Source organism: Nocardia sp. NPDC003482 (assembly GCF_053588115.1).
In genome coordinates this window covers 78,941-100,878 of the sequence record NZ_JBSFPI010000013.1, presented here as the reverse complement: position 1 = coordinate 100,878, position 21,938 = coordinate 78,941, and the positions used below count along the sequence as shown (strand labels likewise).

Annotated in this window: 20 protein-coding genes; 8 read left to right on the top strand and 12 right to left on the bottom strand. The window is 69.6% G+C overall.

All coding sequences use genetic code 11. The features are described from left to right. Positions 1 to 8 precede the first annotated feature (8 nt). The 5 genes from ACWDSJ_RS21450 to ACWDSJ_RS21430 form a co-directional block, all read right to left on the bottom strand. On the bottom strand, positions 9 to 1,064 hold the full coding sequence (locus ACWDSJ_RS21450) for a DNA polymerase domain-containing protein (protein ID WP_450033782.1): 1,056 nt from the start codon (positions 1,062 to 1,064) through the stop codon (positions 9 to 11). Next, the gene (locus ACWDSJ_RS21445) at positions 1,061 to 2,152 is read right to left on the bottom strand and encodes an ATP-dependent DNA ligase (RefSeq protein ID WP_450033780.1); all 1,092 of its coding nucleotides are present in this window, start codon (positions 2,150 to 2,152) and stop codon (positions 1,061 to 1,063) included. The genes ACWDSJ_RS21450 and ACWDSJ_RS21445 overlap by 4 nt, the downstream gene beginning before the upstream one ends. Before the next feature lie 96 nt (positions 2,153 to 2,248). Continuing rightward, complete coding sequence (locus tag ACWDSJ_RS21440; protein ID WP_387361238.1) at positions 2,249 to 2,635, bottom strand: cold-shock protein; 387 nt, start codon at positions 2,633 to 2,635, stop codon at positions 2,249 to 2,251. A 25-nt stretch (positions 2,636 to 2,660) separates the two neighbouring features. Beyond that, entirely contained in the window at positions 2,661 to 3,782 is a 1,122-nt protein-coding gene (locus ACWDSJ_RS21435; protein ID WP_450033778.1) for an SPFH domain-containing protein, read from the bottom strand. Positions 3,783 to 3,793: 11 nt separating this feature from the next. After that, complete coding sequence (locus ACWDSJ_RS21430) at positions 3,794 to 4,036, bottom strand: hypothetical protein (protein WP_387361242.1); 243 nt, start codon at positions 4,034 to 4,036, stop codon at positions 3,794 to 3,796. 112 nt (positions 4,037 to 4,148) lie between these two features. Here ACWDSJ_RS21430 and ACWDSJ_RS21425 point away from each other — a divergent pair, with 112 nt between their 5' ends. Continuing rightward, positions 4,149 to 5,681: a DHA2 family efflux MFS transporter permease subunit gene (locus tag ACWDSJ_RS21425; RefSeq protein ID WP_387361244.1), complete on the top strand. Its 1,533-nt coding sequence runs from the start codon at positions 4,149 to 4,151 to the stop codon at positions 5,679 to 5,681. Positions 5,682 to 5,714: 33 nt separating this feature from the next. Next, positions 5,715 to 6,101 (top strand): avidin/streptavidin family protein, encoded by a 387-nt coding sequence (locus ACWDSJ_RS21420; RefSeq protein WP_450033777.1) that lies wholly within the window; start codon positions 5,715 to 5,717, stop codon positions 6,099 to 6,101. 4 nt (positions 6,102 to 6,105) lie between these two features. Here the strand turns inward: ACWDSJ_RS21420 and ACWDSJ_RS21415 are convergent, their stop codons facing one another. Further along, the gene (locus tag ACWDSJ_RS21415) at positions 6,106 to 7,578 is read right to left on the bottom strand and encodes an MFS transporter (RefSeq protein ID WP_450033775.1); all 1,473 of its coding nucleotides are present in this window, start codon (positions 7,576 to 7,578) and stop codon (positions 6,106 to 6,108) included. A 54-nt stretch (positions 7,579 to 7,632) separates the two neighbouring features. Between ACWDSJ_RS21415 and ACWDSJ_RS21410 the strand changes: the two genes are divergently transcribed. After that, complete coding sequence (locus ACWDSJ_RS21410; protein WP_450033774.1) at positions 7,633 to 8,388, top strand: TetR/AcrR family transcriptional regulator; 756 nt, start codon at positions 7,633 to 7,635, stop codon at positions 8,386 to 8,388. A 4-nt stretch (positions 8,389 to 8,392) separates the two neighbouring features. Here ACWDSJ_RS21410 and ACWDSJ_RS21405 read toward each other — a convergent pair whose 3' ends face one another. Then, positions 8,393 to 9,016 carry a TetR/AcrR family transcriptional regulator gene (locus tag ACWDSJ_RS21405; protein ID WP_387361252.1) on the bottom strand — a complete coding sequence of 208 codons (624 nt, stop codon included), beginning with the start codon at positions 9,014 to 9,016 and terminating at the stop codon, positions 8,393 to 8,395. Between the two features lie 154 nt (positions 9,017 to 9,170). Here ACWDSJ_RS21405 and ACWDSJ_RS21400 point away from each other — a divergent pair, with 154 nt between their 5' ends. Then, positions 9,171 to 9,344 carry a hypothetical protein gene (locus ACWDSJ_RS21400; RefSeq protein ID WP_387361253.1) on the top strand — a complete coding sequence of 58 codons (174 nt, stop codon included), beginning with the start codon at positions 9,171 to 9,173 and terminating at the stop codon, positions 9,342 to 9,344. Here the strand turns inward: ACWDSJ_RS21400 and ACWDSJ_RS21395 are convergent. Next, entirely contained in the window at positions 9,320 to 11,185 is a 1,866-nt protein-coding gene (locus tag ACWDSJ_RS21395) for a Na+/H+ antiporter (RefSeq protein ID WP_450033772.1), read from the bottom strand. The genes ACWDSJ_RS21400 and ACWDSJ_RS21395 overlap by 25 nt on opposite strands. A 148-nt stretch (positions 11,186 to 11,333) precedes the next feature. Between ACWDSJ_RS21395 and ACWDSJ_RS21390 the strand changes: the two genes are divergently transcribed. Both ACWDSJ_RS21390 and ACWDSJ_RS21385 read left to right on the top strand, forming a co-directional pair. Then, on the top strand, positions 11,334 to 11,594 hold the full coding sequence (locus ACWDSJ_RS21390; protein ID WP_387361257.1) for a hypothetical protein: 261 nt from the start codon (positions 11,334 to 11,336) through the stop codon (positions 11,592 to 11,594). Positions 11,595 to 11,607: 13 nt separating this feature from the next. After that, positions 11,608 to 13,083 carry an FtsW/RodA/SpoVE family cell cycle protein gene (locus ACWDSJ_RS21385; RefSeq protein WP_450033942.1) on the top strand — a complete coding sequence of 492 codons (1,476 nt, stop codon included), beginning with the start codon at positions 11,608 to 11,610 and terminating at the stop codon, positions 13,081 to 13,083. Positions 13,084 to 13,394: 311 nt separating this feature from the next. Here the strand turns inward: ACWDSJ_RS21385 and ACWDSJ_RS21380 are convergent, their stop codons facing one another. Genes ACWDSJ_RS21380 through ACWDSJ_RS21365 form a run of 4 tightly spaced genes read right to left on the bottom strand, consistent with a single transcriptional unit; the run spans position 13,395 to position 18,695 of the window. Next, positions 13,395 to 14,714, bottom strand: coding sequence for a pyridoxal-phosphate dependent enzyme (locus tag ACWDSJ_RS21380; RefSeq protein ID WP_450033770.1), 1,320 nt, complete (start codon positions 14,712 to 14,714; stop codon positions 13,395 to 13,397). Then, positions 14,714 to 16,129, bottom strand: coding sequence for a decarboxylase (locus tag ACWDSJ_RS21375; RefSeq protein WP_450033769.1), 1,416 nt, complete (start codon positions 16,127 to 16,129; stop codon positions 14,714 to 14,716). Before ACWDSJ_RS21375 ends, ACWDSJ_RS21380 begins: the two co-directional genes overlap by 1 nt. Then, a complete protein-coding gene (locus ACWDSJ_RS21370) occupies positions 16,126 to 17,385 on the bottom strand; it encodes a heavy-metal-associated domain-containing protein (RefSeq protein ID WP_450033767.1) in 1,260 nt (419 codons plus the stop codon). The genes ACWDSJ_RS21375 and ACWDSJ_RS21370 overlap by 4 nt, the downstream gene beginning before the upstream one ends. After that, positions 17,382 to 18,695: an aminotransferase class V-fold PLP-dependent enzyme gene (locus ACWDSJ_RS21365; RefSeq protein ID WP_450033765.1), complete on the bottom strand. Its 1,314-nt coding sequence runs from the start codon at positions 18,693 to 18,695 to the stop codon at positions 17,382 to 17,384. Before ACWDSJ_RS21365 ends, ACWDSJ_RS21370 begins: the two co-directional genes overlap by 4 nt. A 328-nt stretch (positions 18,696 to 19,023) precedes the next feature. Between ACWDSJ_RS21365 and ACWDSJ_RS21360 the strand changes: the two genes are divergently transcribed. After that, entirely contained in the window at positions 19,024 to 19,818 is a 795-nt protein-coding gene (locus tag ACWDSJ_RS21360; protein WP_450033763.1) for a hypothetical protein, read from the top strand. A 1,026-nt stretch (positions 19,819 to 20,844) separates the two neighbouring features. Next, entirely contained in the window at positions 20,845 to 21,216 is a 372-nt protein-coding gene (locus ACWDSJ_RS21355) for a phosphotransferase (protein ID WP_450033761.1), read from the top strand. Positions 21,217 to 21,938: the final 722 nt, after the last annotated feature.

The following is a 21,938-nucleotide window of genomic DNA, read 5'->3' as shown; positions in this document are numbered from 1 at the left end:
CGCGGCCGTCATGCCTTGCGCGCCTTGCTCGGTTGCACCCGCGGCGGCTCGTTGGGCATCTTCGGGTACACCGGCGGCCAGGGCGCGTCCATCAGCCCGGCGTCCATGTCCCGCTGGGACATCTCCAGCAGCGGGTCGATGGATTGGGGGGTGCGGTCGGCCCAGGGGTCGCCCAGTCTTTCGACGCGGGCGGGGACCGTGGAGAGGGTGAGCTCGTCGGGGACGATGGTACCCAAATCGTCCCAGGAGACCGGGGTCGAGACCTGGCCGCCCACCTTCGGGCGGACGCACCACGCGCCGAAAACCGTTCGGTGCGGGGCGTTCTGGTTGTAGTCGATGAAGACGCGGCGGCCGCGTTCCTCCTTCCACCAGGAGGCGGTGAGGAGGTCGGGGTGGCGGCGCTCGAGTTCGCGGGCCAGGGCTATCGAGGCGGCGCGGACCTGGTAGCCGTCCCAGCGGGGTTCGAGCAGGACGTAGATGTGCAGGCCGCGCGAGCCGGAGGTCTTCACCCGGGCGTCGATGCCCAACTCGGAGAACAGGTTTCGGGTGCGGACGGCGGCCTCGCGGAGGTCGCCGAAGGTGATGCCGGGGGAGGGGTCGAGGTCGATGCGCAGTTCGTCGGTGACGCCGGTGGGCGGCAGCGGGTTGCCCGCGGCGTCGTGGACGACGGGGGCGGTGCTCGCCTCGGCGGCGCCCGCGTGGGTGGGCCAGACGTGAAAACCCAAGCAGCCCAGGTTGACCGCCCACAGGATGTGGGCGAGGTCCGCGGCGACCAGCGCGTCGCTGGTGGTGCCGTTGGGGGTTTCCACGGTGGTGGTCCGCAACCAGTCGGGTACGGATTTCGGGACGCGCTTCTGGAACCAGGACTTGCCGCCCGCACCGTCCGGATACCGTTCCAGCAGTACGGGTCTCGCGCCCATCGTGCGCAGGATCGGCTCGGCCACCGCCTGGTAGTAGCGGACCAGGTCGAGCTTGGTCTCGCCGCGGGTGGGGAAGTACACCTTGTCGGGATTGCTGATCGAGACGACCTTGCCGTCGGTCTCGATCTCGATCGACGCGCTCACCGCGCCGCGCCCTTCGCCTCGGCGAAGATGTCGGCCAGCTCGGCGGGCGCGACCTCGTCGAGCTGGGCGTAGGTGCACGATTCGGGGGTGCGGTCGTCGCGGAAGCGAACCAGCCTGCCGCCGTGGCGTAATCGGCCCGCCATCACATGCTCGTAGCGCACCTCGGCGACCAGCTCCGGGCGCAGCGCCTCCCACGACAGATCCTTGCCGCCGGTCCAGCGGCTCACCCCGCCGGGCATCTTGCCCTCGTTCTGGGCCTGCGCGGCGGCGTCGGCCCACTCCCGCCACGGATGGTTCTCGAGGGCGTTCTTGCGCAGCGGGGCCAGCTCCTCGACCAGCTCCCCGCGCCGGGCCGCGGTGAAACTGCTCGCCACCCCGACGTGATGCAACCGGCCCGCGTCGTCGTAGAGCCCCAGCAGCAGCGATCCCACGCCCTGCCCGTCCTTGTGCCAGCGGAACCCGGCCACCACGCAGTCCGCGGTGCGCTCGTGCTTGACCTTGATCATCACCCGCTTGTCCTGGAGATAGGGCAGATCGGTGGCCTTGACCATGACCCCGTCGAAGCCCGCGCCCTCGAATCGGGTGAACCAGTCCTGCGCCACGTCCGGATCCGAGGTCAGCGGCGTGCGATGCAGCCGCGGCACCGAGTTGTCGACCACCGTCTCGAGCAGCCGCCGCCGCTCGGCGAACGGTTCCTCGGTCAGGTCGCGGTCGCCCAGCGCGAGCAGGTCGAACGCCACGAAGCTGGCCGGGGTCTCCCCGGCCAGCTTGGTGACCCGCGACGCCGCCGGGTGCAGCCGCTGCTGCAACGTGTCGAAATCCAGGCCGTGCTCGGTGACCACCACGATCTCCCCGTCGATCACGCACCGCGGCGGCAGCGTCGCGCGCAGCAACTCCACCAATTCCGGGAAGTACCGGGTCAGCGGGCGATCGTTGCGCGAACCCAGCTCCACCTCGTCCCCGTCACGGAACACGATGCAGCGGAAGCCGTCCCATTTCGGTTCGTAGTACAGCTGCGGATCGCGCGGCAGCGCCGACGCCGATTTCGCCAGCATCGGTTTCACGGGCGGCATGACGGGCAGGTCCACACGATCCTCCTCGGGTCTCACCGATGCCGACGGCGCGGGCCCGCGAAATTCATCGCCCGCTGTCGGCAAGATCGTATTCCGGCCCGCCCGTCCCCGTCAGCTGTCGAGCCAGCCGTGTTGATCGGCGAACTCGGTCAACCGCTCCCGGATGGTGAGGATCTCCCCGGCCGTGAGCGCCGGACTCGCGTCCAACAGCAACTCGGTGATCAGCCGCTTGTGCTCGGCCGCGGTGAGCTGACCCGAACCGCGCCCGCCCCGATGCGGGCGCGGGGCGGGCGCCCCGCCGACCGCGGTCAGATTCACCGCCTTGGGCCCCCGGTCGCCCTCGGTCACCTCGAATTCGAACACCCGCCCCTGACGCAGCTCGTCCTCGTCCAATCCGATGTCGTTCACGTGCACGAAAACATCCGGGCCACCGTCTTCCGGGCGGATGAAACCGAACCCCCGAGAACTGTCGAAGGACACCAATTTCCCGATCGACACCTACACCCGCTCCTCGTCGCCGTCCCTATTCCTGCACTCTATCGACCGCTGTCGCGGCCCGTTCGGTGTTGACCGAAAGAGCCTTCCGCAGCGAATCGAACACCGTGAGCCCCTGTCCGACCATGCCGTTGACCACCTCGCTCACCCCGTCGGGCCCGTTGAGCACGGTCAGATTCGCCCCCGCCAGCCCGCGCGAGGCCTGCGCCACGATCTCGGGCAACTGCTCGATGAGCAGCTGATCGAGCGCGATCCGATTGTTCGACGCCGCCGCCTCGGCCTGGATCCGGGTGCGGTCGGCCTCGGCCTGGGCGAGGATGCGCACCCGCTCGGCCTCGGCCTGCGCGGGCTTGACCACCTCGGCCTGCAACTGCTGCTCGCGCAGCTCGGCCTGCTTGCGGGCCTGCACCGCCTGCGCGGTGAGCACCTCCTGCAACGCGTTGGCCTGCGCGAGCGGACCCGATTGCGCCGCTTCGGCATTGGCCTTGTCGATGTCGCGCTGGTACTGCGCGCGCAGAATCGCCGTCTCGCGCTGATACTCGGCCTGTTTGCGCTGCGATTCCTGTTCGGCCTTCGCGGCCTCCTGCGCGGCCTGGGACTGGGCGATCTGCGCGTCGCGCTGCACCGCGGCGTTGTGCGGGGCCGCCAGCGCCGCGATGTAGCCGAGGTTGCCGTCATCGATGGACTGGATCTGGAACGAGTCCACCCACAGCCCGATATTGCTCATCTCCACCTTCGAGGCCATCAGCACCTCGTCGGCGAGTTTCTGCCGCTCCCGGATGATCTCCTCGACCGTCATCGACCCGACGATCGAGCGCAGGTGCCCGGAGAAGATGCGCCCGGTCAGCACGCTCATCTCCCGTTCCTGTTCGGACAGGAACCGTTGCGCCGCATTGACGATCGAGGCGGTGTCGTTGGCGACCTTGAACGCGATCACCGCGCGCACATCCAGCTGGATGCCCTGCTTGGTGACGCAGCGCTCGCCGATCTCGGATTCGAACATCGCCAGCGACAGATACCGGACCTTGCGGAACAGCGGAACCACGAAGGCGCCGTGCCCGATCACCACCCGGAACGGCACGTTGTCCTTGGCGCGCCCGCCGCTGACCAGCATGGCCTCGTCGGGATCGGGCACGTGGTACCCCAGCACTGTTGTCTCCCTTACTCTTTCGGAAATTCCCCACCCGGTCCGAAGTCGAGCGGTATCCAGGGCACTACGTCCACGATCCGGCCCGGGTTCACGCCCACGACGAGCACGGTGGTGCCCGCGGCGAGCGGTTCGGTGGCTCGTGCCAGGTAGATTTCTGTGCCCCCTCGGATCGCGACCAGGACCTCCCCGAGCGTGTCCGCGCCTCGGATCGGCGATGTGAGCGTACCGGTCAGCCCGTGCACCGGGTCGGTCATCGCGACGATCTCCTTGCCCACCCTCGGGATACCGGGGAAACCTCAGCCTACTCGTCCGAAGCCCCCGAAAAATGTGCTGGTCAATCGCTCGGCGACCTGGCAGGCTGAAGCGGTGACACAACCTCCGGATATCCGGGCGCCACAGCCCGATTCGGCGTCGGACAAGCTCGACGCCGCAGTGTTCAAGGTGGCCGGCGTCGTCGTGCTCGGCGCGATCATGTCGATCCTCGACATCACCGTCGTCACGATCGCGCTGCCCGAGTTCCAGCGGCAGTTCGGGGCGAGCTACGCGGTGGCCGCGTGGTCGATGACCGGCTACACCCTCGCGCTGGCCAGCGTCATCCCGCTGACCGGCTGGGCGGCCGACCGGTTCGGCACCAAACGCCTCTACATGCTCGCGCTGACGCTGTTCGTGCTGGGGTCGGCGCTGTGCGCGACGTCGTGGAACATCGAGTCGCTCATCGCCTTTCGCATCGTGCAGGGCCTCGGCGGCGGCATGCTGATGCCGCTGGGCATGACGATCATGACCCACGCGGCCGGGCCGCAGCGGGTGGGCCGGGTGATGGCGGTGCTCGGCGTGCCGATGCTGCTGGGCCCGATCATGGGTCCGATCCTCGGCGGCTGGCTGATCGGGTTCCACTGGCAGTGGATCTTCCTGATCAACGTGCCCATCGGCATCGTCGCGCTGGCGCTGGCGTACATCGTGTTCCCCTCGGACAACCCGCAGCCCTCGGAGAGTTTCGACTTCCTCGGAATGCTGTTGGCCTCACCGGGTTTGGCGCTGTTCCTGTTCGGTGTGTCCTCGATTCCGGAGAAGCACACCGTCCTCGCCGCCCGCGTGCTGGTGCCCGCGGCGATCGGGGTGGTGCTGCTGGTGGCGTTCGTGTTGCACGCGTTGCGCACCCGGCATCCGCTGATCGATGTGCATCTGTTCCGCAACCGGTCGCTGACCTTCGCGGTGCTGACCATGCTGTTGTTCGCGGTGGCGTTCTTCGGTGCGGGTCTGCTGCTGCCCACCTATCTGCAATCGGTGCGCGGTGAGTCGGCGCTGACCGCGGGTCTCCTGCTGGCCCCGCAGGGGCTCGGCGCGATGGTGACGATGCCGATCGCGGGCCGGTTGGTCGACAAGATCGGTCCGGGCAAGATCGTGCTGACCGGTGTCGCGGTCATCGCGGTGTCGATGCTGTTCTTCGTCCAATTGCAGAGCGACACTTCGTATCTGCTGCTGGGCATCGCGTTGTTCGTGATGGGCCTGGGCATGGGCTGCACCATGATGCCGACCATGACCGCCGCCATCCAGACGCTGACCCACGAGCAGGTCGCCCGCGGCACGACGCTGATGAACATCGTCAACCAGGCCGCCGCCTCGGTGGGCACCGCGATCATGTCGGTGGTGCTGACCAACCTGCTCAACAGCCACGAGCTGGCGGGCGCGGCGATCGCCTCGCACGAGCATCCCGAGATCGCGGACAAGCTCCCCCCGGGCGCGCTGGACACCGGATTCTCCGACGCCGCAGCGGCTTTCGCGCACACCTACATCGTCGCGGTGGTCCTGGTCCTGCTCACCCTGATCCCCGCGGCGTTCCTGCCCCGCCGCAAACCCGCCCTGCCCGCGGGCGCCGACGCCGCGATGATGACGCACTGACGGCCGCGGCCCCGGATGGGTACGGTCGTCGGTATGGCAACCACATCGGACCGAAACTGGACAGGCCGGTGGCGCAACGAGTACGGCTCGCTGCTGGTGATCACCGACGACAGCGACAACCTCCTGCGCGGGAGTTTCGAAACGGCCCTCGGCGACAGCGCGTTCGCCGGGGCGTCGGTCCCCATCCAGGGCCTGCACCGGGGGCCGTGCGCGCACTTCGCGTTCACCGCCCCCGGCGACATCGCGAGCATCTGCTCGTTCACCGGCCTGCTGCGTGACGGGCGGCTGCACGCCGCCTGGCACGTGGTCTCCGACGAGGCGGTCAAGCCGCCCCGCCCGGGAGCCCCGGCGGAGCGGCTGACCTTACCGTGGGCGCACGCGGTGCTGACCAACAGCGACACCTTCGTGCGCGAGGAGTGACCCGTCAGGGGAGGGGTGCGGTTTCCGGTTGCGGCGCAACGGGTTTGCGGTCGCGGAGGAGGACCAGGCCCAGGCAGGCGGCGGCGAAGGCGAAACCGGCGCTGATCCAGGAGCCGTGGGACATGGCGGTGGTGAAGGCGGTCTTGGCGGCGTCGGCGTAGCCGAGTTGGAAGGCGGCGCCGATCGAATCGCGGGCCGCCTCGGGGGCGTTCGCGGGCATGTTGTCGGTGAACACGCCCGCCAGGACGCTGCCGAGGACCGCGATGGAGATGGCCATGCCGACCTGCTGGAGGGTGTCGTTCATGGCCGAGCCGACCCCGGCGTGCTCGAGCGGGATGGCGCTCATGATCGCCGCGTAGGCCGCCGGGCCCGCGAGGCCGCCGCCCATGCCCATCACCAGCATCGCGGCCAGCACCCAGCCGTAGCCGTCGGCCTGGGCGAGGATCGCGAAGGCCGCGGCCATCACCACCAGACCGGTCACGATGAGGGTCTTGTTGCTGAGCTTCTTGCCCAGCGTCGCGCCGAGCCCGTTGCACACCGCCGAGGACACCGCGTACGGCAGCAGCGCCAAGCCCGCGCGCATCGGCCCGAAGCCGAGCACGAACTGGAGATACTGGGTGAGCATCAGCATCACCGCGCCCATCCCGAACACCATGAGCAGCAACGTCAGACACGTGCCGGTGAAGTCGCGGCTGCGAAACACCCCCAGCGGCAACATCGGATGCGCCGAGCGCGCCTCCCACGCCGTGAACGCCACCGCCCCGGCCACCGCGAGCGCGATCACCCCGAAGTTCCACTCCCGCTCGATGATCACGTACACCGTCGCGGTCAGCGTCACGATCGACAACACCACGCCCACCGGATCCACCGGCCGCTGATCACCGGTCGTCTCCCGCATCAGCACCAGCGCCGCGCCGATCGCGAGCACCGCCACCGGGATGTTGATCAGGAACACCGAACCCCACCAGAAGTGTTGCAGCAGAAAGCCACCCAGCGTCGGGCCGAGCACGATCGACACCATCGACGTGGTCGCCCACGCGGCCATCGCGGTGCGGCGCTCGTCCTCGGCGAAGGTCGTCATCATGATCGACAGCGTCGAGGGCATGAGGATCGACCCGCCCACACCCATCGCCGCGCGCGCCGCGATCAGCTGCCACGGTTCGGTCGCCAGCACCGCGAACAGCGACGCCGCCCCGAACACCGCCAATCCCGTGATGAGCGCGCGGCGGCGGCCGAACCGATCCGACAGGCTGCCCGCGGTGAGCAGCAGCCCGGCGAAGACCAGGACATAGGCGTCGAGGATCCACTGCACGTCGGCGGGCGTGGCGTGCAGATCCCGGATCAGCGACGGGATGGCCAGATTGAGCACGGTGCTGTCGATCCCGATGACCAGCACCGCCAACGACAGCACCACCAGGACCCACCAGCGGCGAGGATCGCGCACGACCGCCTCGCCCTCGATTGCGTTCGAAGTCACTCGAACAGCGTACGAGAAACTGGAACAGTGTGCGAGTGATTTATCGTGAAGGCTGTGAGCAAACCCTTCGCCTCGGTATGGCTGCGCCCGCAACGCCAGCCCCGGACCTCGGGCCTGCGCCGCGAGCAGATCGTGGCCGCGGCCGTCGAACTGCTCGACGCCGAAGGGCTCGACGCGCTGAGCATGCGCAAGCTCGGCGCGAAACTGGGCGCGGGCGCGACCAGCCTGTACTGGTATGTCGCCAACAAGGACGAACTGCTCGAACTCGCGCTGGACGAGGCGTGGGGCGAGGTCGGCGTGCCCGACGTCGGTCAGGCGTCGTGGCGGGAGGTGGCCACGACGATGGCCTACCGGCTGCGCGCGACCATGCTCGCGCATCCGTGGATGATCGCGTTGATCGGCCGGTTGCCGAGCGTGGGCCCGCACTCGTTCGCCCTCGCCGACGGCATGCGCCGCACCTTCCTGCGTGCCGGGTTCACCGGAATGGACGTGCACTTCGCCAACAGCGCGCTGATCAGTTACGTACTGGGACAGGTGGTTCCGGATGTCGCGCTGACCCAGGCGGGCGGGCGCATCGAGGACTACGACTTCGAGACCGTCAAGGGCGCGCTCACCGAACTGGCCGGGGCGGACTATCCGGAGCTGGTGGCCGAATACGACGCCGCCGGATCCCGCGACCCGGCCACCGCGCGGGCGCTGGCGTTCGACTTCGGATTGATCTGTGTGCTGGACGGATTGAACGCCCGGTTGGCGGGCGACCCGAAAACGCCCGGCCCCCTGCCGGATTCGGTGCGCGAGTCGGCGAGCTGACCGGTCAGCGGTAGATGGTGCGGTAGGCCGTGGTGATCGCGACGATGTGATCGACGATCTGCTCCCGGCTCGCCCGCAGCGACCCGTTCAGCCACGCCGAGAACATTCCCGCGTTTCCCGAGGCCATCGTCACCGCCGCCAGCCGCCGCCGATCGGGATCGTCGATGTAGGCGAACAGGTGGTCCTGGATGAGCCGGGTGAACGCGGGCATCACCGCGATCGTGGTCTGGCCCAGGCCGGTGCTCGAATACGGTTCGACGAGGAACAGCCGCGATTTGCGCGGATCCTCGAGCACCTTGTCGACCAGCGCCCGGGCCAGCTCGCGGTCGTGTTCGGGGTCGTCGGCCGCGGCGAAGGCGGTCATCGGCGCCAGGAACTCGTCGGCCACCTGCCGGTAGAGGGTGTCGAGCAGGTGATCGCGGCTGGTGAAACTCTCGTAGAAGTACCGATCGGTCAACCCGGCCGTGCGGCACACCGCGCGCATCGTCACCGCCCCCGCCCCGGCCTCCCCGATCAGATCCAGCGCGGCCTCGAGCAACGCCGCCCGCCGCGCCTCCCGGCGCTCGGTGAGAGTGGTCCCACCCCAGATGCGGGGCTCGCCACCGGCGACATTCTGACCTTCGGACACTTAGCCACAGTAAATCCCCGGGGGCGGCGGGTGCTGCTGGGGGCTCGCGGGGCGGCGTAAATCTCTGGGCGCGGCGGGTGCTGCTGGGGGCTCGCGCGACGGATACGACGGCGCTCTGCCCACCCTGCTCGCCGCCGCTGGGTAGCGTGGAGGCATGGGTTTCATCGGTGAACTGTTTCCGGGCAACAAACTCGCCGACGAGGGCAGTGAGGACAGTGACGGGCAGACGCACCGCCCGCGCTTGGACCTCGATCTCGACGCGGGCGTCGTCCGGCTGACCAAGCCGTCCGGGGAAGCGGGCGATCAGCCCAGGATCTCGTCCACGTAGCACCAGCGCCACTTCTCGCCGGGCTCGACGCTGCGCATCACCGGGTGGCCGGTGGCGTGGTAGTGGCGGGTGGCGTGATTGCCGACCGAGGAGTCGCAGCAGCCAACGTTGCCGCAGCTCAGGCACATTCGCAGATGCACCCACGTCAGGCCCTCCGCGACGCATTCCGCGCACACCTCGGGCAGTTCGGTGAGCGCCACCCGCGGCGCGTCGGCCAGATGCTCGCAGCCCGCCGTGCCCATCGCGCGCAACGGCTCGCCCGGCTGGTCGTCGGCCTCGGCGACCCGGTCGATGGTCGACTCCTCGAGGTCGAGCGAGGCCATCACGTGTTCGAGGACCTCGTGGTCGATCGTTCCGGAATCCCGTGCGCGCAAGACGGTTTCGCGTTCGGCGCCCAGCATCACCAGCCGCAGCCGCCGGTACTCGCCGCTGGGGGTGATGCGCACCGACTCGGCCCGGCCCAGCTGTTCCCAGGCGGCGTTGGCGCGGCGGGCCACCCGCTCGCGCAGCGCGGTGACGATCTCCTCCGGCGTCTCCGGCGCGATCTCCGCCTCCAGCGCGGCCAGCCCCGCCGCGGTGGCCTGTTGCAGCAGATTCGCCTCCTGCAAGGCGTCCTCGGCGCGGCTGGGCCCGCGCAGGCGCAGCGCGCGGATCAGCCACGGCAGCGAAAACCCTTGCAGCAGAAGTGTTCCGCCCACCACGACCAACGCCAGCAGTTTGAGCGTCGCCAATTGCGGTGTGTCCGAGGGCAACAGCAGCGCACCGGCGAGGGTCACCACCCCGCGCATGCCCGCCCACGACACCACCGCCGGGCTCGTCCACGACGGGCGCGGTTTGCCGCGCGGGCGGCTCTCCACGAACCACGCGAAATAGGTGGCCGGGAACACCCAGATCGGGCGCACGACGACCACGGTCGCGAGGACCGCCGCGCACGCCAGCAGCAGCGTGGTGTGGTCGAGCCCGCTCGACCAGGCGTCGTCGACGATATGACGCACCTGCAACCCCATGATGAGGAACACCGCGTTCTCCAGGATGAACTGGATCGTGCGCCAATTGGTGCGCTCGGCGATCCGCGAGGCCGCGCTCTGCCACACGGGCGCCCCCTGCCCCAGGATCAGCCCGCACACCACGACCGAGATGACCCCCGACGCGTGCGCGGCCTCGGCGGGCAGATACGCCGCGAACGGCGCGAGGAACGACAGGCTGGTGTCGAGCACCGGATCGGTGATGCGGCGGCGCAGCAACGCCAGCACCCCCGCGGCCACGACGCCGATCACCGTGCCGCCGACCGCGGCCATGGCGAAGTCCGCGCCCGCCTGCCAGACGCTGAACGCTCCCGTCAGCGCGACGATCGCGGTGCGCAGGGTGACCAGCGCGGTCGCGTCGTTGAACAGCGCCTCACCCTCGAGCAGCGTCACGATCCGCCGCGGCATGCCCACCCGCCGCGCGATCGAGGTGGCCGCCACCGCGTCCGGCGGCGAGACGACCGCCCCGATCGCGACCGCCGCGGCGAACGGCACGTCGAGCAGCCGCCACACCACCAACGCGACCGCGAACGTGGTGAACAACACCAACCCCACCGACAGCAACGCGATCGACAACTTCTTCGGCCGGAACTCCACCAACGACGTACTGATCGCGGCCGTGTACACCAACGGCGGCAGCAGCCCCAGCAACACCACCTCGGGATCGAGATCGACCGCCGGCACGAACGGCACATACGACGCCGCGATCCCCGCGACGGTCAGAAACAGCGGCTCGGCCATCCCCACCCGCCGCGCCAGCGCGGCCAGCGCGACCGCCGCGGCGACCAACACCACCAGCCCGACTGCGATATGCACCCGGTCATCCTGCCAGTTCCGGACGGAACCAGCGCGACCGGTTCGCTGTGAGCCGACAAGTGGTGGCATCGGGATGCGCGGCCCGACACGCTGTGCACCTTGGCAGTCGATGCTGCGAGGGTGCGGCGGGCGCGGATAAGATCGCGCAATGCCTGCCACGCCGCCCGAACTCGATGCCCGCGTCGCCGCGTTGGAGGACGAGGACGCGGCGACGCGCGCGCGGACGGATGCGATCGTGCGCGCGGTGAATTCGCTCGGGCAACAGACCCGCGAGCGGTTCGACGCGGTGGAGGCGCGATTCGAGCGGCTCGGCCGCAAACTCGACGAGACCGACGCCCGGGTGCGCTCGATCGAGGAGAGCGTGGCGGAGTTGAAGGACCTCCTCGTCCGGGCGCTCGGCAACCGATGAGTCCGGCCCCCGCATACTGGTTGCCGTGAGCGCGTCTCGGGAACCCTTCTCGTCCGGGCCGATCGGCACCTCCTCGGGTCCGATCGGCCTACCCAGACCGCGGCGCACCGAGCTGGTGCTGTGTGTCGCCGCGGTGGCACTCGTCGCCGTGGCCGGTGTCGCCGTGGCGAGCGCGACCGGCGGCGACCACACCCAATTACAGTGGCCGCTGGCCGTATTCGCGGGCCTGACCCTGCTGGCGCATCTCGCGGTGCGGGTGCTGGCGCCCAAGGCCGACCCGGTGATCCTGCCGTGCGTGATCCTGCTCAACGGGCTCGGCCTGGTCCTCATCGAACGGCTCGACCGCGCCGAGGCGGCCACCGCGGCCGCGCTCGGCAAGGCCGCCCCCTCCTCCGACGCCGCGCACCAATTGATCTGGACCGCCGCGGGAATCGCGCTGTTCGCGCTGCTGCTGGCGCTGGTCCGCAACCACGGCCAGCCCGCGAAATACGCCTACACCTGCGGGCTGGCGGGTCTGGTGGCGTTGCTGGTGCCCGCGGTGCTGCCGTCGCGGTTCAGCGAGGTCAACGGCGGTAAGAGCTGGATCATGTTCAGCGGCTTCTCGATTCAGCCCGGTGAGTTCGCCAAGGTGCTGCTGCTGATCTTCATCGCGGCGTTCCTGGTCGACAACCGGGACCTGTTCGGGGCCGCCGGGTCTCGCGTGCTCGGGTTCACCGTGCCGCGGCTGCGTGATCTGGGCCCGCTGCTGCTGGTGACGTTCGTGTCGGTGCTGGTGCTGGTGTACGAGAAGAATCTGGGCTTCTCGCTGCTGGTGTTCGGGACGGTGCTGGCGATGGTGTACATCGCGACGCGGCGGGCGTCGTGGCTGTTCATCGGGATCGCCATGTTCGCCGTCGGCGCGATCATCGCCTACCAGTTGTTCGGGCATGTGCGGGTGCGCGTGCAGGTGTGGCAGGACCCGTTCGCGACCTACTACACCAACGGTTATCAGATCGCCCAGGGGCTGTTCGGTCTCGGCACGGGCGGGCTGTGGGGCGCGGGCCTGGGCGGCGGCCGCCCGCAGGAGGTTCCGTTCGCCAAGACGGACTTCATCATCGCGACCATCGGCGAGGAGCTGGGTCTGTTCGGCCTGACCGCGATCCTGCTGCTGTTCACCGTCATCACCGTGCGCGGCTTCACCGCCGCCCTCGCCACCCGCGACGCCTTCGGCAAACTCCTCGGCGGCGGCCTCGCCTTCTCCCTGGGCTGGCAGCTGTTCGTCGTGGTCGGCGGCGTCACCAAACTGATCCCCCTGACCGGCCTCACCACCCCCTTCATGTCTTACGGCGGCTCCTCCCTGCTCGCCAACTACATCATCATCGCCCTCATCATGCGCATCTCCCACGACGCCCGCACCGTGGCCACCCCCGCCGCCCCACCCCCCGCCCCCATCGCCGAGGCCATGACCGAACACATCCGCCACCCCGGCCCAGCCCGCCGCCCCAGGTAACCCACCCCAGCCGCACCCTTTATCCGTATCCGCACCCCTTGCATGGCCCTACAACGGGTGCGGATCCGAATAAGGGGTGCGGCTGGGTTGCCGTGCCTGGGGGAGTGGGCCAGGTGGAGGTGCTCCTTGCACCCCGAGGCCCGGGGGAGGGTGCTCCCCTCATGTCCCTTGCGGCCATTCCCGTCTTGTCCCTTGCGGACCAATCGAGTCCTGTCCCTTGCGGCCCATTCCCGTCCTGTCCCTTGCGGTCCATTCCTGAGCACGTCCCCCCTTGTCCCTGCCCGGTGCCCGCCAGGGCGCCGGGCAGGGCCTCAGGCGGGCCGAGAGTTATTGGACTCCAACGGCTTTCCCGAATCCCGCCACGCCACGATCCCCCCGTCCAAACTGCGCGCATCGTGCCCCGCACGCCGCGCCAGCGCCGCGAACCGGCGGGACAACTCGCCGACCGGACACACGAACACCAGCGGTTTGGTACGAGGGAAGGGGATGCCCTGCGTGAACATGTCGTCGAGTTGGTCGTCGCGGATGTTGATGGCGCCGGGCACGTGCCCGATGCGGTAGGCCATCGCGCCGCGGGTGTCGACGACGATGGGGGAGTCGAGGGCGGCGAGGTCGTCGGGGGTGACCGCGGGGACGGCGGCCAGCTCGTCGGCGGTGGGCGGCGTGGTGCGAGACGCGTTGCGCCCGAACAACTCCGGACGGCGCTGCTTGATATAGGACAGGTACGGCTCGAGGCGGTCGCACACGATGAACACCGCCACGATCGGCTCCCCGGGCTCCCGGGCGGCGAGCGTATCCAGCGCGGCCGCGTAGGACGCCCCGCTCGTCGGCCCGGCCAGCACACCGTGTCGCAACGCCAGTTCCATCGTCGCGTCGATCGCGCACCCGGAGTCGACCGGCACGATCGCATCGTAGAAGTCCGGCTGGAACAACCCCACATCCCACATCTCGGTCTCCGACCGGATACCGGGAATGAAGTCCGACCGCTCCGACACCACCGCGATCGTGCGCAGATCCGGATGATGCTTGCGCAGATAGGTCGCCGCCCCGCGCGTCGAACCTGTGGTCCCCAGCCCGCCGATCAGATAGTCGACCCGGGTGATCCCGTCGCGGAACAGATCCTCGTGGATCTCGCGCCCGGTCCCGTGATGATGCGCCTCGATGTTCTTCTCGTTCGTGTACTGCGACGCGTGATGAAAGGCCCCGGGCCGCTTGGCCATCGCCGCCTCGATGACCGAGTACACGTCGTTGGGCGTCGTCGGATCCGGGCATTCCGACAATCCGGGCAGCTCCTCGATCTCGGTGCCGAGCAGCTCGAGCAGGTCGCGCACCTCGGCCACCTTCATGCGATTGGTGACCGCCCGCAACCCGATCCCGCGCATCGCGCCCAGAATCCGCAGCGCCTTGGCGGTGTTGCCGCTCGACGCCTCGATGAATCGCTGCCCCCGCGCGGCGATCTCGTCGATCTCGTCGCGGATCATGCCCCACGCCACCCGGTCCTTGACCGACCCGAACGGATTGAAGAACTCCAATTTGGCGTACAGCTCGACATCGGCCAGCCCATGCACGGCTGGATCCAGCCGCAGCAGCGGCGTGTCGCCGATGAGTTCGGTGATGTGGTCGTAGCGCATCAGGACCTCACCAGCGCCGGTTCGTACTCCCCGTCCGGGCACATCCGAAACCCGTTGTCGGCCCGTACCACCGCCACCTTGGGTGGCAGCGGATGCATCGACGCACCGGCTGCCGACAGGTCGGTGTGGTAGGCGGCCGTATTCACGAACACCACATGATCACCCGGCCGGGGGCGGCGCGGGAACCACACCTTGTGATTGCTGATCATGTCGCGTTCCAGGCACAGCCGCCCCGCGAGGAACACCCCCACCGGCCCGCCGTCCGGCCCGTCCTCGCTCACCAGCACCGGATCCATCATCACCTCCTGATCGGCGGGAGTGACCGTATCGCGCCCGATGTCCAGATTCACCAGCACACTTCCGTCGGCGGCGCGCTTGACGAATTCGACCGTGGCGACGGTGATTCCGGCCTGGTCGACCAGAGCCTTGCCCGGTTCCAGCCACAGCTCGAGCAGATTCTCCGCGGCTACCTGCGCGAGGCCCCGCCCGGCGTGCGCGTCCAGCGGCGCGGCGAGCAGGTCGTCCAGCATGGCGGTCGCGGGAACGGCGTTGGCGTATTTGTGGAACACCGGCGTCCCGTGCACGCCGGTGTCGTCGATGTGGAAACCGAAGGTGTTCCCGCCCCACGCCATCGGCTCGCCCCGGCCCAGCAGCGCGGCCCGCAGCCGCGCCACGTACGCGTCGAACCGGTCCGGGTCGGCGGTGAAGACCTGCCGCAGCCCGCCGCCGAGATCGAGGACGGTGGGCGCGAGCCCGTGGGTGTAGGCGCGTTCGATCAGCCCCAGGCACTCCTGCGCCGCCCGTACCCGTTCCGCGGTCGCCCCGGAGTCGAGGTGGAAGGCGAAGCCCCGCAGGTTGATTCGGTCCCGATGCGCGGCGGCGATCGCCAGCGCGTCGTCCATCTCGGCCAGCGCGATCCCGAACCGGCTCACCGCGCTGCCCGGAAAACCCGACACCCGCACCAGGATCGGAACACCGTCGCCCAGCGCCGCGAGCCGCTCCAGCTCCCACAGATTGTCGACATTGACCGTCACCCCCGACCCGATCAGCGCACGCAGGAAACGCTCGCCCTTGGGCCCGGTCACCTCGATCCGCGCGGGATCGAAGCCCGCGTCCAGGGCCGCCGCCCACTCCTGCTCCGACGCCACGTCCACCGCGAGTCCCGACGCCTCGGCGGTGCGCAGGAACGCGCGCGACCGATTCACCTTGAACGCGTAGCAGATCCGGTAGTCGATCCGATGCCGGTCGAGCACGTCCCGCAACCTGCCCAGATTGTCCAGATACACCTGCGGGAACAGCAGATGCGCGGGTGATCCGAACCGCTCCACCGCCGCCTCGACCGCGCCCGGCGTGTCGAGGAACGCGCGGACCAGCGGTGGGACGGCGGCGGGCAGCGCGGGCGGCGCGCCGGTCATACAGCGGTTTCCGTCGGCTGGGCGGCGTCGGGCACCGGCCGCGCCGACACCGGGTTGTAGCCCCCGTCGCGCAGCGCCTCGAAGGCGCGGTGCCGGTTGCGCGGGCTGCGGAACTCCGCCACCACGCGTTTGCTGATCAGATCGATGTCGTGCACCCGGATGCGCATGGACTCGAGCACGCCGGTGATGGTGCGCACGCAGTGCTTGCAGTTCATGTCCGGCACGTAGAAGATCCGGTCCTCGGGGGCGAAATCGCCTGTGTCGCCGGATATCTCGCCGTCCACCTCGTCGACGGTGAGCCGCTCGACGGTCGCGACGAACTCCTCGACGAACCGCTCGGCGATCACCGGCAACAGGCTGTAGTGGCCGCCGTCGACGCGATGCGGCATCGCCGCCAGGCATGCCGGGCGCGTCCCGGGCGGCAACAGCGCGTACTGCCGCGAGATGAGATCGAGCTCGTCGTGGTATTTCGCGAGGGCCGCCGGAACCGACAACCCCTCGACGGTGGTCGCCCGGTGCATGACCGCGTGCGCGTCGGCGATGGTGGCGTCCTTCATCGCGCGCAGCGTGGCGACCGTCTCGGCGGTGTAGCGCACGGTCCGGTCCGGCTGGACGTCGAAGGCGACCGGGATCATGCCGCGCCGATACGTCGACGCCTGCAACTCCCAGTACCAGCGCGTGGCCACCGCCGCGAAGATTCCGGAATCGCGCATGCCGCAAGCGAATTCGGCCGGGCTGCGGTACGGCGTCGTGTGCGCCAGCAGGGCGTGCTGGGCCAGGGCGCGCCCGCACGCCTCGATGCCGACGCGGAAGATGTCGATCGGCTCGTGATCGGTGGTCGTCGCGGCCAGCACCGCCCGATCGTTCGCACTGAGTTCCGAAACGCGTTGTGCGAGAGCATGATTTGCTTCGAGCGCGTGCCACAGCGTCAGGACGGTTTCGCGCACGGCGATGGGGACGATCGCCCCGAGGCCGTCGGAATGCACGAATCCGGTGTTGGGCACGCCGTCGCCGTCGGTCCACGCGAGCCGGTGGGTGGCGCTGGTGACCTGATCGGGGCGGCAGGGCCGCATGAATCGCTCCAGATACAGCCGCTGCGACAGCGTCAGCTGGCTGTCCGGCTCGAAAGTCAATGGGGTGCGGACGAATTCGACGCTTCCGGGCCGCGCCGTGGGAGTATCGGCGAACAGGCCCGGACGGGCGAGCCCGGCCAGCACCCGGGAGGCGGCGCGACGGTCGTAGCCGGATGTGCTCATCGGACCTCCGAGGCGATCGTGGCGACACACCGAACGAACCGGTCGATGTCGTCGCCGGTGGTGTAGACGTGCGTACTGACCCGTACCGAATCCGCGTCCGCGAGCCCATCCGGGGCCCCGGCATCGACCGGCTGGACCCGTTCGGCACCCGCGTCGGCGGGAACGCAGTGGGCGCCGGTGCGGACCAGGAACCCGAGCTCGGCGACCACGAAACCGAGGTCGGTGGCGCCGATGCCGTCGAGGGTGAACGAGACGATCCCGTAACCGTTTTCGCACGGGGCGTGTGCGGGACCGGGCAGGAACCGCAGCCCCGGCACCGGCCGCAGACCGTCGATCAGGCGGCGGGTCAGTACCCGATTGTGCTCGGCCACCCGCGGCAGGCCCATGTCGGTGAGCACCCCGAGGGCCGCGCCGAGGGCGAGGATGCCCGGGATGTTGGGGGTGCCGCCCTCGAGTCGCCGGGGCATCTCGGCCGATTCCAGCATCGAATCAGCCACGCGCACAGCGGAATTGCCGCCGGGCAGGAACGCGGTCAGGCGATCGTGCACCCGCCGCGCGCAGTACAGCACGCCCGTGCCGGTGGTGCCGAACATCTTGTGCGCGGACAGCACCGCGAAATCCGCACCCAGCGCCCGCACATCGATCGGCAGGTGTCCACCGCTCTGGCTACAGTCGAAGCACCACAACACCCGCGGATCCACCCGGTCGCGCAGCTCCTCGAGGGTGGTGAGCGCGCCGAAGACGTGATGCAGATGGCTGACGGTGATCAAGCGGGTGCGTGGGGTGACTCGTGCGGCGAGGTCGTCGATATCGGCCTCGCCCAACGCGGTCACCCGGTAGGGGACCAAGCGGATGTGCCGGCCGAAGCGGGCCAGGGTGGTGCGCAGCTGCACCCACGGATACACGTTCGCGGCGTGATCGCGTGGGCTGTAGAGGATTTCGTCGCCGTCGTCGAGTTCGGCCAGCCCCCACGCGAGGGCGACCGCGTTCAGGCCGGCGGTCGCGCCCGGGGTGAATACGATCTCGTCCGGCCGCGCGCCCAGGAAGTCCGCCGTCCGCGCGCGGATCGACTCGATCTCGCGTTCGAGGACTGTGGCCCACCGGTAGGTGCCGCGCCCGGCGTTGGCGGTGTGGCGGCGGTGGTAGCCCTCCACCGCCTCGATCACCGGCAGCGGCTTCTGGGTGGTGGAGGCGCTGTCGAGATACACCTCGTCGGCCTCGGCCAGCGCGGGGAACAACGCGCGCACGCGGGCCGCGTCGAAGCCGGGCGCGGGCTGAACAGGACTGTGCCAAGGCGCTGGTGACCGCAACGCGACGCTCCCTCCGGCTCGTACGCTCCGACCTATCAACGATACGCATAAATCGCGGCACGGACCGAACGTTGTCGCGGGCAACGGGTTTGGCACGGTCGCGTCGGCGGGCCGGGCGTGTCCGCCGCGAATTCGACACGCCCAGGCGCGGGTTCACGCGGATGCGATGTCTGGGCGCACTCGGTAGCGTCATGCCGGTGAGCGCGGGGCGGAGCGGAGTGCGGGCGGCGCTCGGCGACCCGCGCCGCGGTGTGCCCGCCACCGCGGTCGACGACGCCGTGACCGCGCTGGCCGCGGTGTGGCTCGTCGGTGGGCTGATGCTCGACGTGTGGGGGCGGTCCTCGACGCCCGAGCCCGGCGCCTTCGCCTGGTGTTCGGCAGCGGGTTTCTCGCGCTCGCGGGATGGACGTCGTATCTGGTGTGGCGGCGCGTGCGCGAGGGGTTGCGCGGATTCGCGGCGGTGCCATGGGGATACCGGTCGGCGGTGGTCGCGGTCGGCGGATTCGTGGTGTCGGGACTCGCCGACATCGTGTGGCACGCGCGGTTCGGGGAGGCGCGCGGCATCGCGATCGTGTTCGCCCCCGGGCATCTCGGGTTGACGGTGTCGATGCTGGTTCTGGTCACCGCGCCCCTCCGCTCCGCGATCGGCCGGGTCGATATCGGCGACGCCCCGCCGCTGCGCCTGCTGTGGCCCGCCCTGCTGACCACCGGCCTCGCCGCGTCCCTCGTCATGGCCTTCCTCGACTACGGCAACGCGATCACCTACTCCGCCAACCGAATCGTCGACGCCCTCTCCGCTACCGACGACGACGCCCCCGTCCGCGAACTCGCCGCCGCCGTCCTCATCACCGCCACCATCCTGCTGACCCCCCTGCTGTTCCTGGCCCGCCGCTGGCGCCTCCCCTTCGGCGCCGCCACCCTCACCACCCTCCCCGTGGTCGCCCTCTCCGCCACGCAAACCCACGCCCACAACCGCGCCGTCCTCCTGCCCTTCACCCTCGCCGCCCCCGCCCTCGACCTCCTCATCCTCACCCTGGACCCCACCCCCACCCGCCCCACCACCTACCGCACCTTCGCCCTCACCACCTGTCCCTCTACATCGCCATCCCCGCCGCCGCCGTAGGCCACCTCCCCACGACCCCCGAACTCTGGACCGGCCTCCCCCTGATGACCACCCTCACAGCCTGGCTCCTCACCGTCGTTCTACTTCCGCTGAGCGAACCCTCGAATTCGCCGTGAGTCCCAGAACGTTCGGCACGCTCGAAGGCCCCGAAATGTTCGCCACCCTCGAGACATGGTGGCCCCAAGACGTACGCCACCCAACGGTGCAACGCCCAAGATGACGCCGCTGCGGACGGTTCGTCCCCAAGACGTGCGCCACCCACAAGGCGTGGCGCCCCAAGGCGTACGCCACCACCAAAAGCGCAACGCCCCAAGGCGACATCACCCCCGAAGGTACGGGTTCCCCAAGACGAGCGCCCTCCAAGGCCGGGCGTCCCTAGAGACGGGCGCCTCCCCCAGAGGCGCGGCACCGGAAGAGGTACGCCACCCCCCAAAAAGGCTCGACGCCCCAAGAGGTACGCCAACCCAGCCGCACCCTTTATTCGGATTCGCACCCCCTTCAGGGCTATACAGCGGGTGCGGATCCAAATAAAGGGTGCGGCTGGGTTGGTGCGCATGGGGGTGGGTGGCGTGATGTGCGGGGTTGCGTGGGATGCAGGGGGTAGCGTTCAGGGGTGGAGGTTGCGCAGGGGTGGGACAGCGTTGCGACGATTGCGGAGGGGTGGGTGTGGCGGCGGCCTCGGCGGGTGGAGGTGGGGGAGCAGTTGCGGCGGGAGAGCTTGTTCTTGCCTTGGTTGGTTTCGCGGGTGTCGGTGGCGGTGCCCGTTCCCGAGGTGGTGGGGGAGGAGCCGATCGTCGTGCGGCATCGGATGATCGTGGGGGAGGCCGTGATTGAGCCGCGGGTGGCGCATGGGGTGGCATTGGGTGCGTTTCTGCGTGAGCTGCATGATTGCTCGGTGGGCGAGGCGGAGCGGCACGGCCTTTCGGGCGCTGGGCGGACCGCGGTGGATCGGGCGGCGGCCGTGGGGCGGTTCCGGGAGGAGGTGTTGCCCTTGTTGCCGCAAAGTCGAGGTCGGCTGCCGAAGAATTGCTCGACGCGATCCCGGGGCTTCCAGCGGACACCGTGGTGCACGGCGATCTCGGGCCCGATCACGTCCTGGTCGAGGGCGACCGGCTCACCGGCGTCATCGATTTCGGGGACGCCCACGTCGGCGATCCGGCCATCGATCTGGCCTGGGCCCTGTACGGCACCCCGGCCCCGTTTCGTCACGCGCTCGCCGAGAGCTACGGCGTCACCCCGGAGGAACGCGAGCGGGCACTCCTGTGGCATCGGCTGGGCCCGTGGTTCGAGGTCGTCCACGGCCGAATGATCGCCGACGACAACCTGATTCGCGGTGGCCTCGCCGGCGTCCTCGCCCGGCTCACCACGCCACGTTCAGGTCGGCGTCGTACGGAATAGTCTGGGGCGCAGCCGAATTCGTCGCCATGCTCCGCTGCCCATGCCCCGGATCGCCGTGTTGCTGCTCCGCTGGTCGCACCTCGGGCCGTGGTGCCGGTGCTTCGCTGGTCGTGCCCCGGACCGCAGTGCCTGTGATTCACTGTCCGCGCCCGGACCGCCGTGTCGGTCCTCTACTGTTCATGCCTCGGATCGTGGCGCAGGTGGTCTGTAGTTCGTGCCCCGGATCGGTGCCAGTAATCTGCTGTTCGTCCCCGGACGGCAGTGCCGGGGATTCACTGCCCGCGCCCGGGCCGCCGTGCCGGTCCTCTGCTGGTCGTGCCTCGGGCCGTGGCGCAGGTGGTCTGTAGTCCGTGCCCCGGATCGCGGTGCCAGTGGTCTCCTGTTCGTGCCCTGGCGCCAGTGGTCTGCTGTTGCTCCTACTGTAGTGCCGATCCTCTGCTGTTCGTGCTCCGGATCGTGGAGCCGATGCTCCGCTGCCGGTGCCCCCGGATCGTGGTGTCAGTGGTCAACTGGTCGTGCCTCGGCTCGTGGTGCTGGTCTTTCGCTGCCTGTACCCCAGACCCGTGGAGCCGGCCCTCTGCTATTCGCGCCCCGGCTCGTAGCGCCGGTACTTTGCTGCCCGCACCCCGCACCCCGCACCCCGCACCCCGCACCCCGCACCCCGCACCCCGTGCCGTGGTGCCGGTGCTCTGCCGTTCGTGCCTCGGATCGTGGTGCCGGTG

Coding starts and splice junctions, on each gene's coding strand:
- ACWDSJ_RS21430 (WP_387361242.1), bottom strand. CDS start 4,036: ATGACCGACCCGGTGCACGGGCTGACCGGTACGCTCACATCGCCGATC.
- ACWDSJ_RS21420 (WP_450033777.1), top strand. CDS start 5,715: ATGGCAACCACATCGGACCGAAACTGGACAGGCCGGTGGCGCAACGAG.
- ACWDSJ_RS21400 (WP_387361253.1), top strand. CDS start 9,171: ATGGGTTTCATCGGTGAACTGTTTCCGGGCAACAAACTCGCCGACGAG.
- ACWDSJ_RS21390 (WP_387361257.1), top strand. CDS start 11,334: ATGCCTGCCACGCCGCCCGAACTCGATGCCCGCGTCGCCGCGTTGGAG.
- ACWDSJ_RS21380 (WP_450033770.1), bottom strand. CDS start 14,714: ATGCGCTACGACCACATCACCGAACTCATCGGCGACACGCCGCTGCTG.
- ACWDSJ_RS21375 (WP_450033769.1), bottom strand. CDS start 16,129: ATGACCGGCGCGCCGCCCGCGCTGCCCGCCGCCGTCCCACCGCTGGTC.
- ACWDSJ_RS21370 (WP_450033767.1), bottom strand. CDS start 17,385: ATGAGCACATCCGGCTACGACCGTCGCGCCGCCTCCCGGGTGCTGGCC.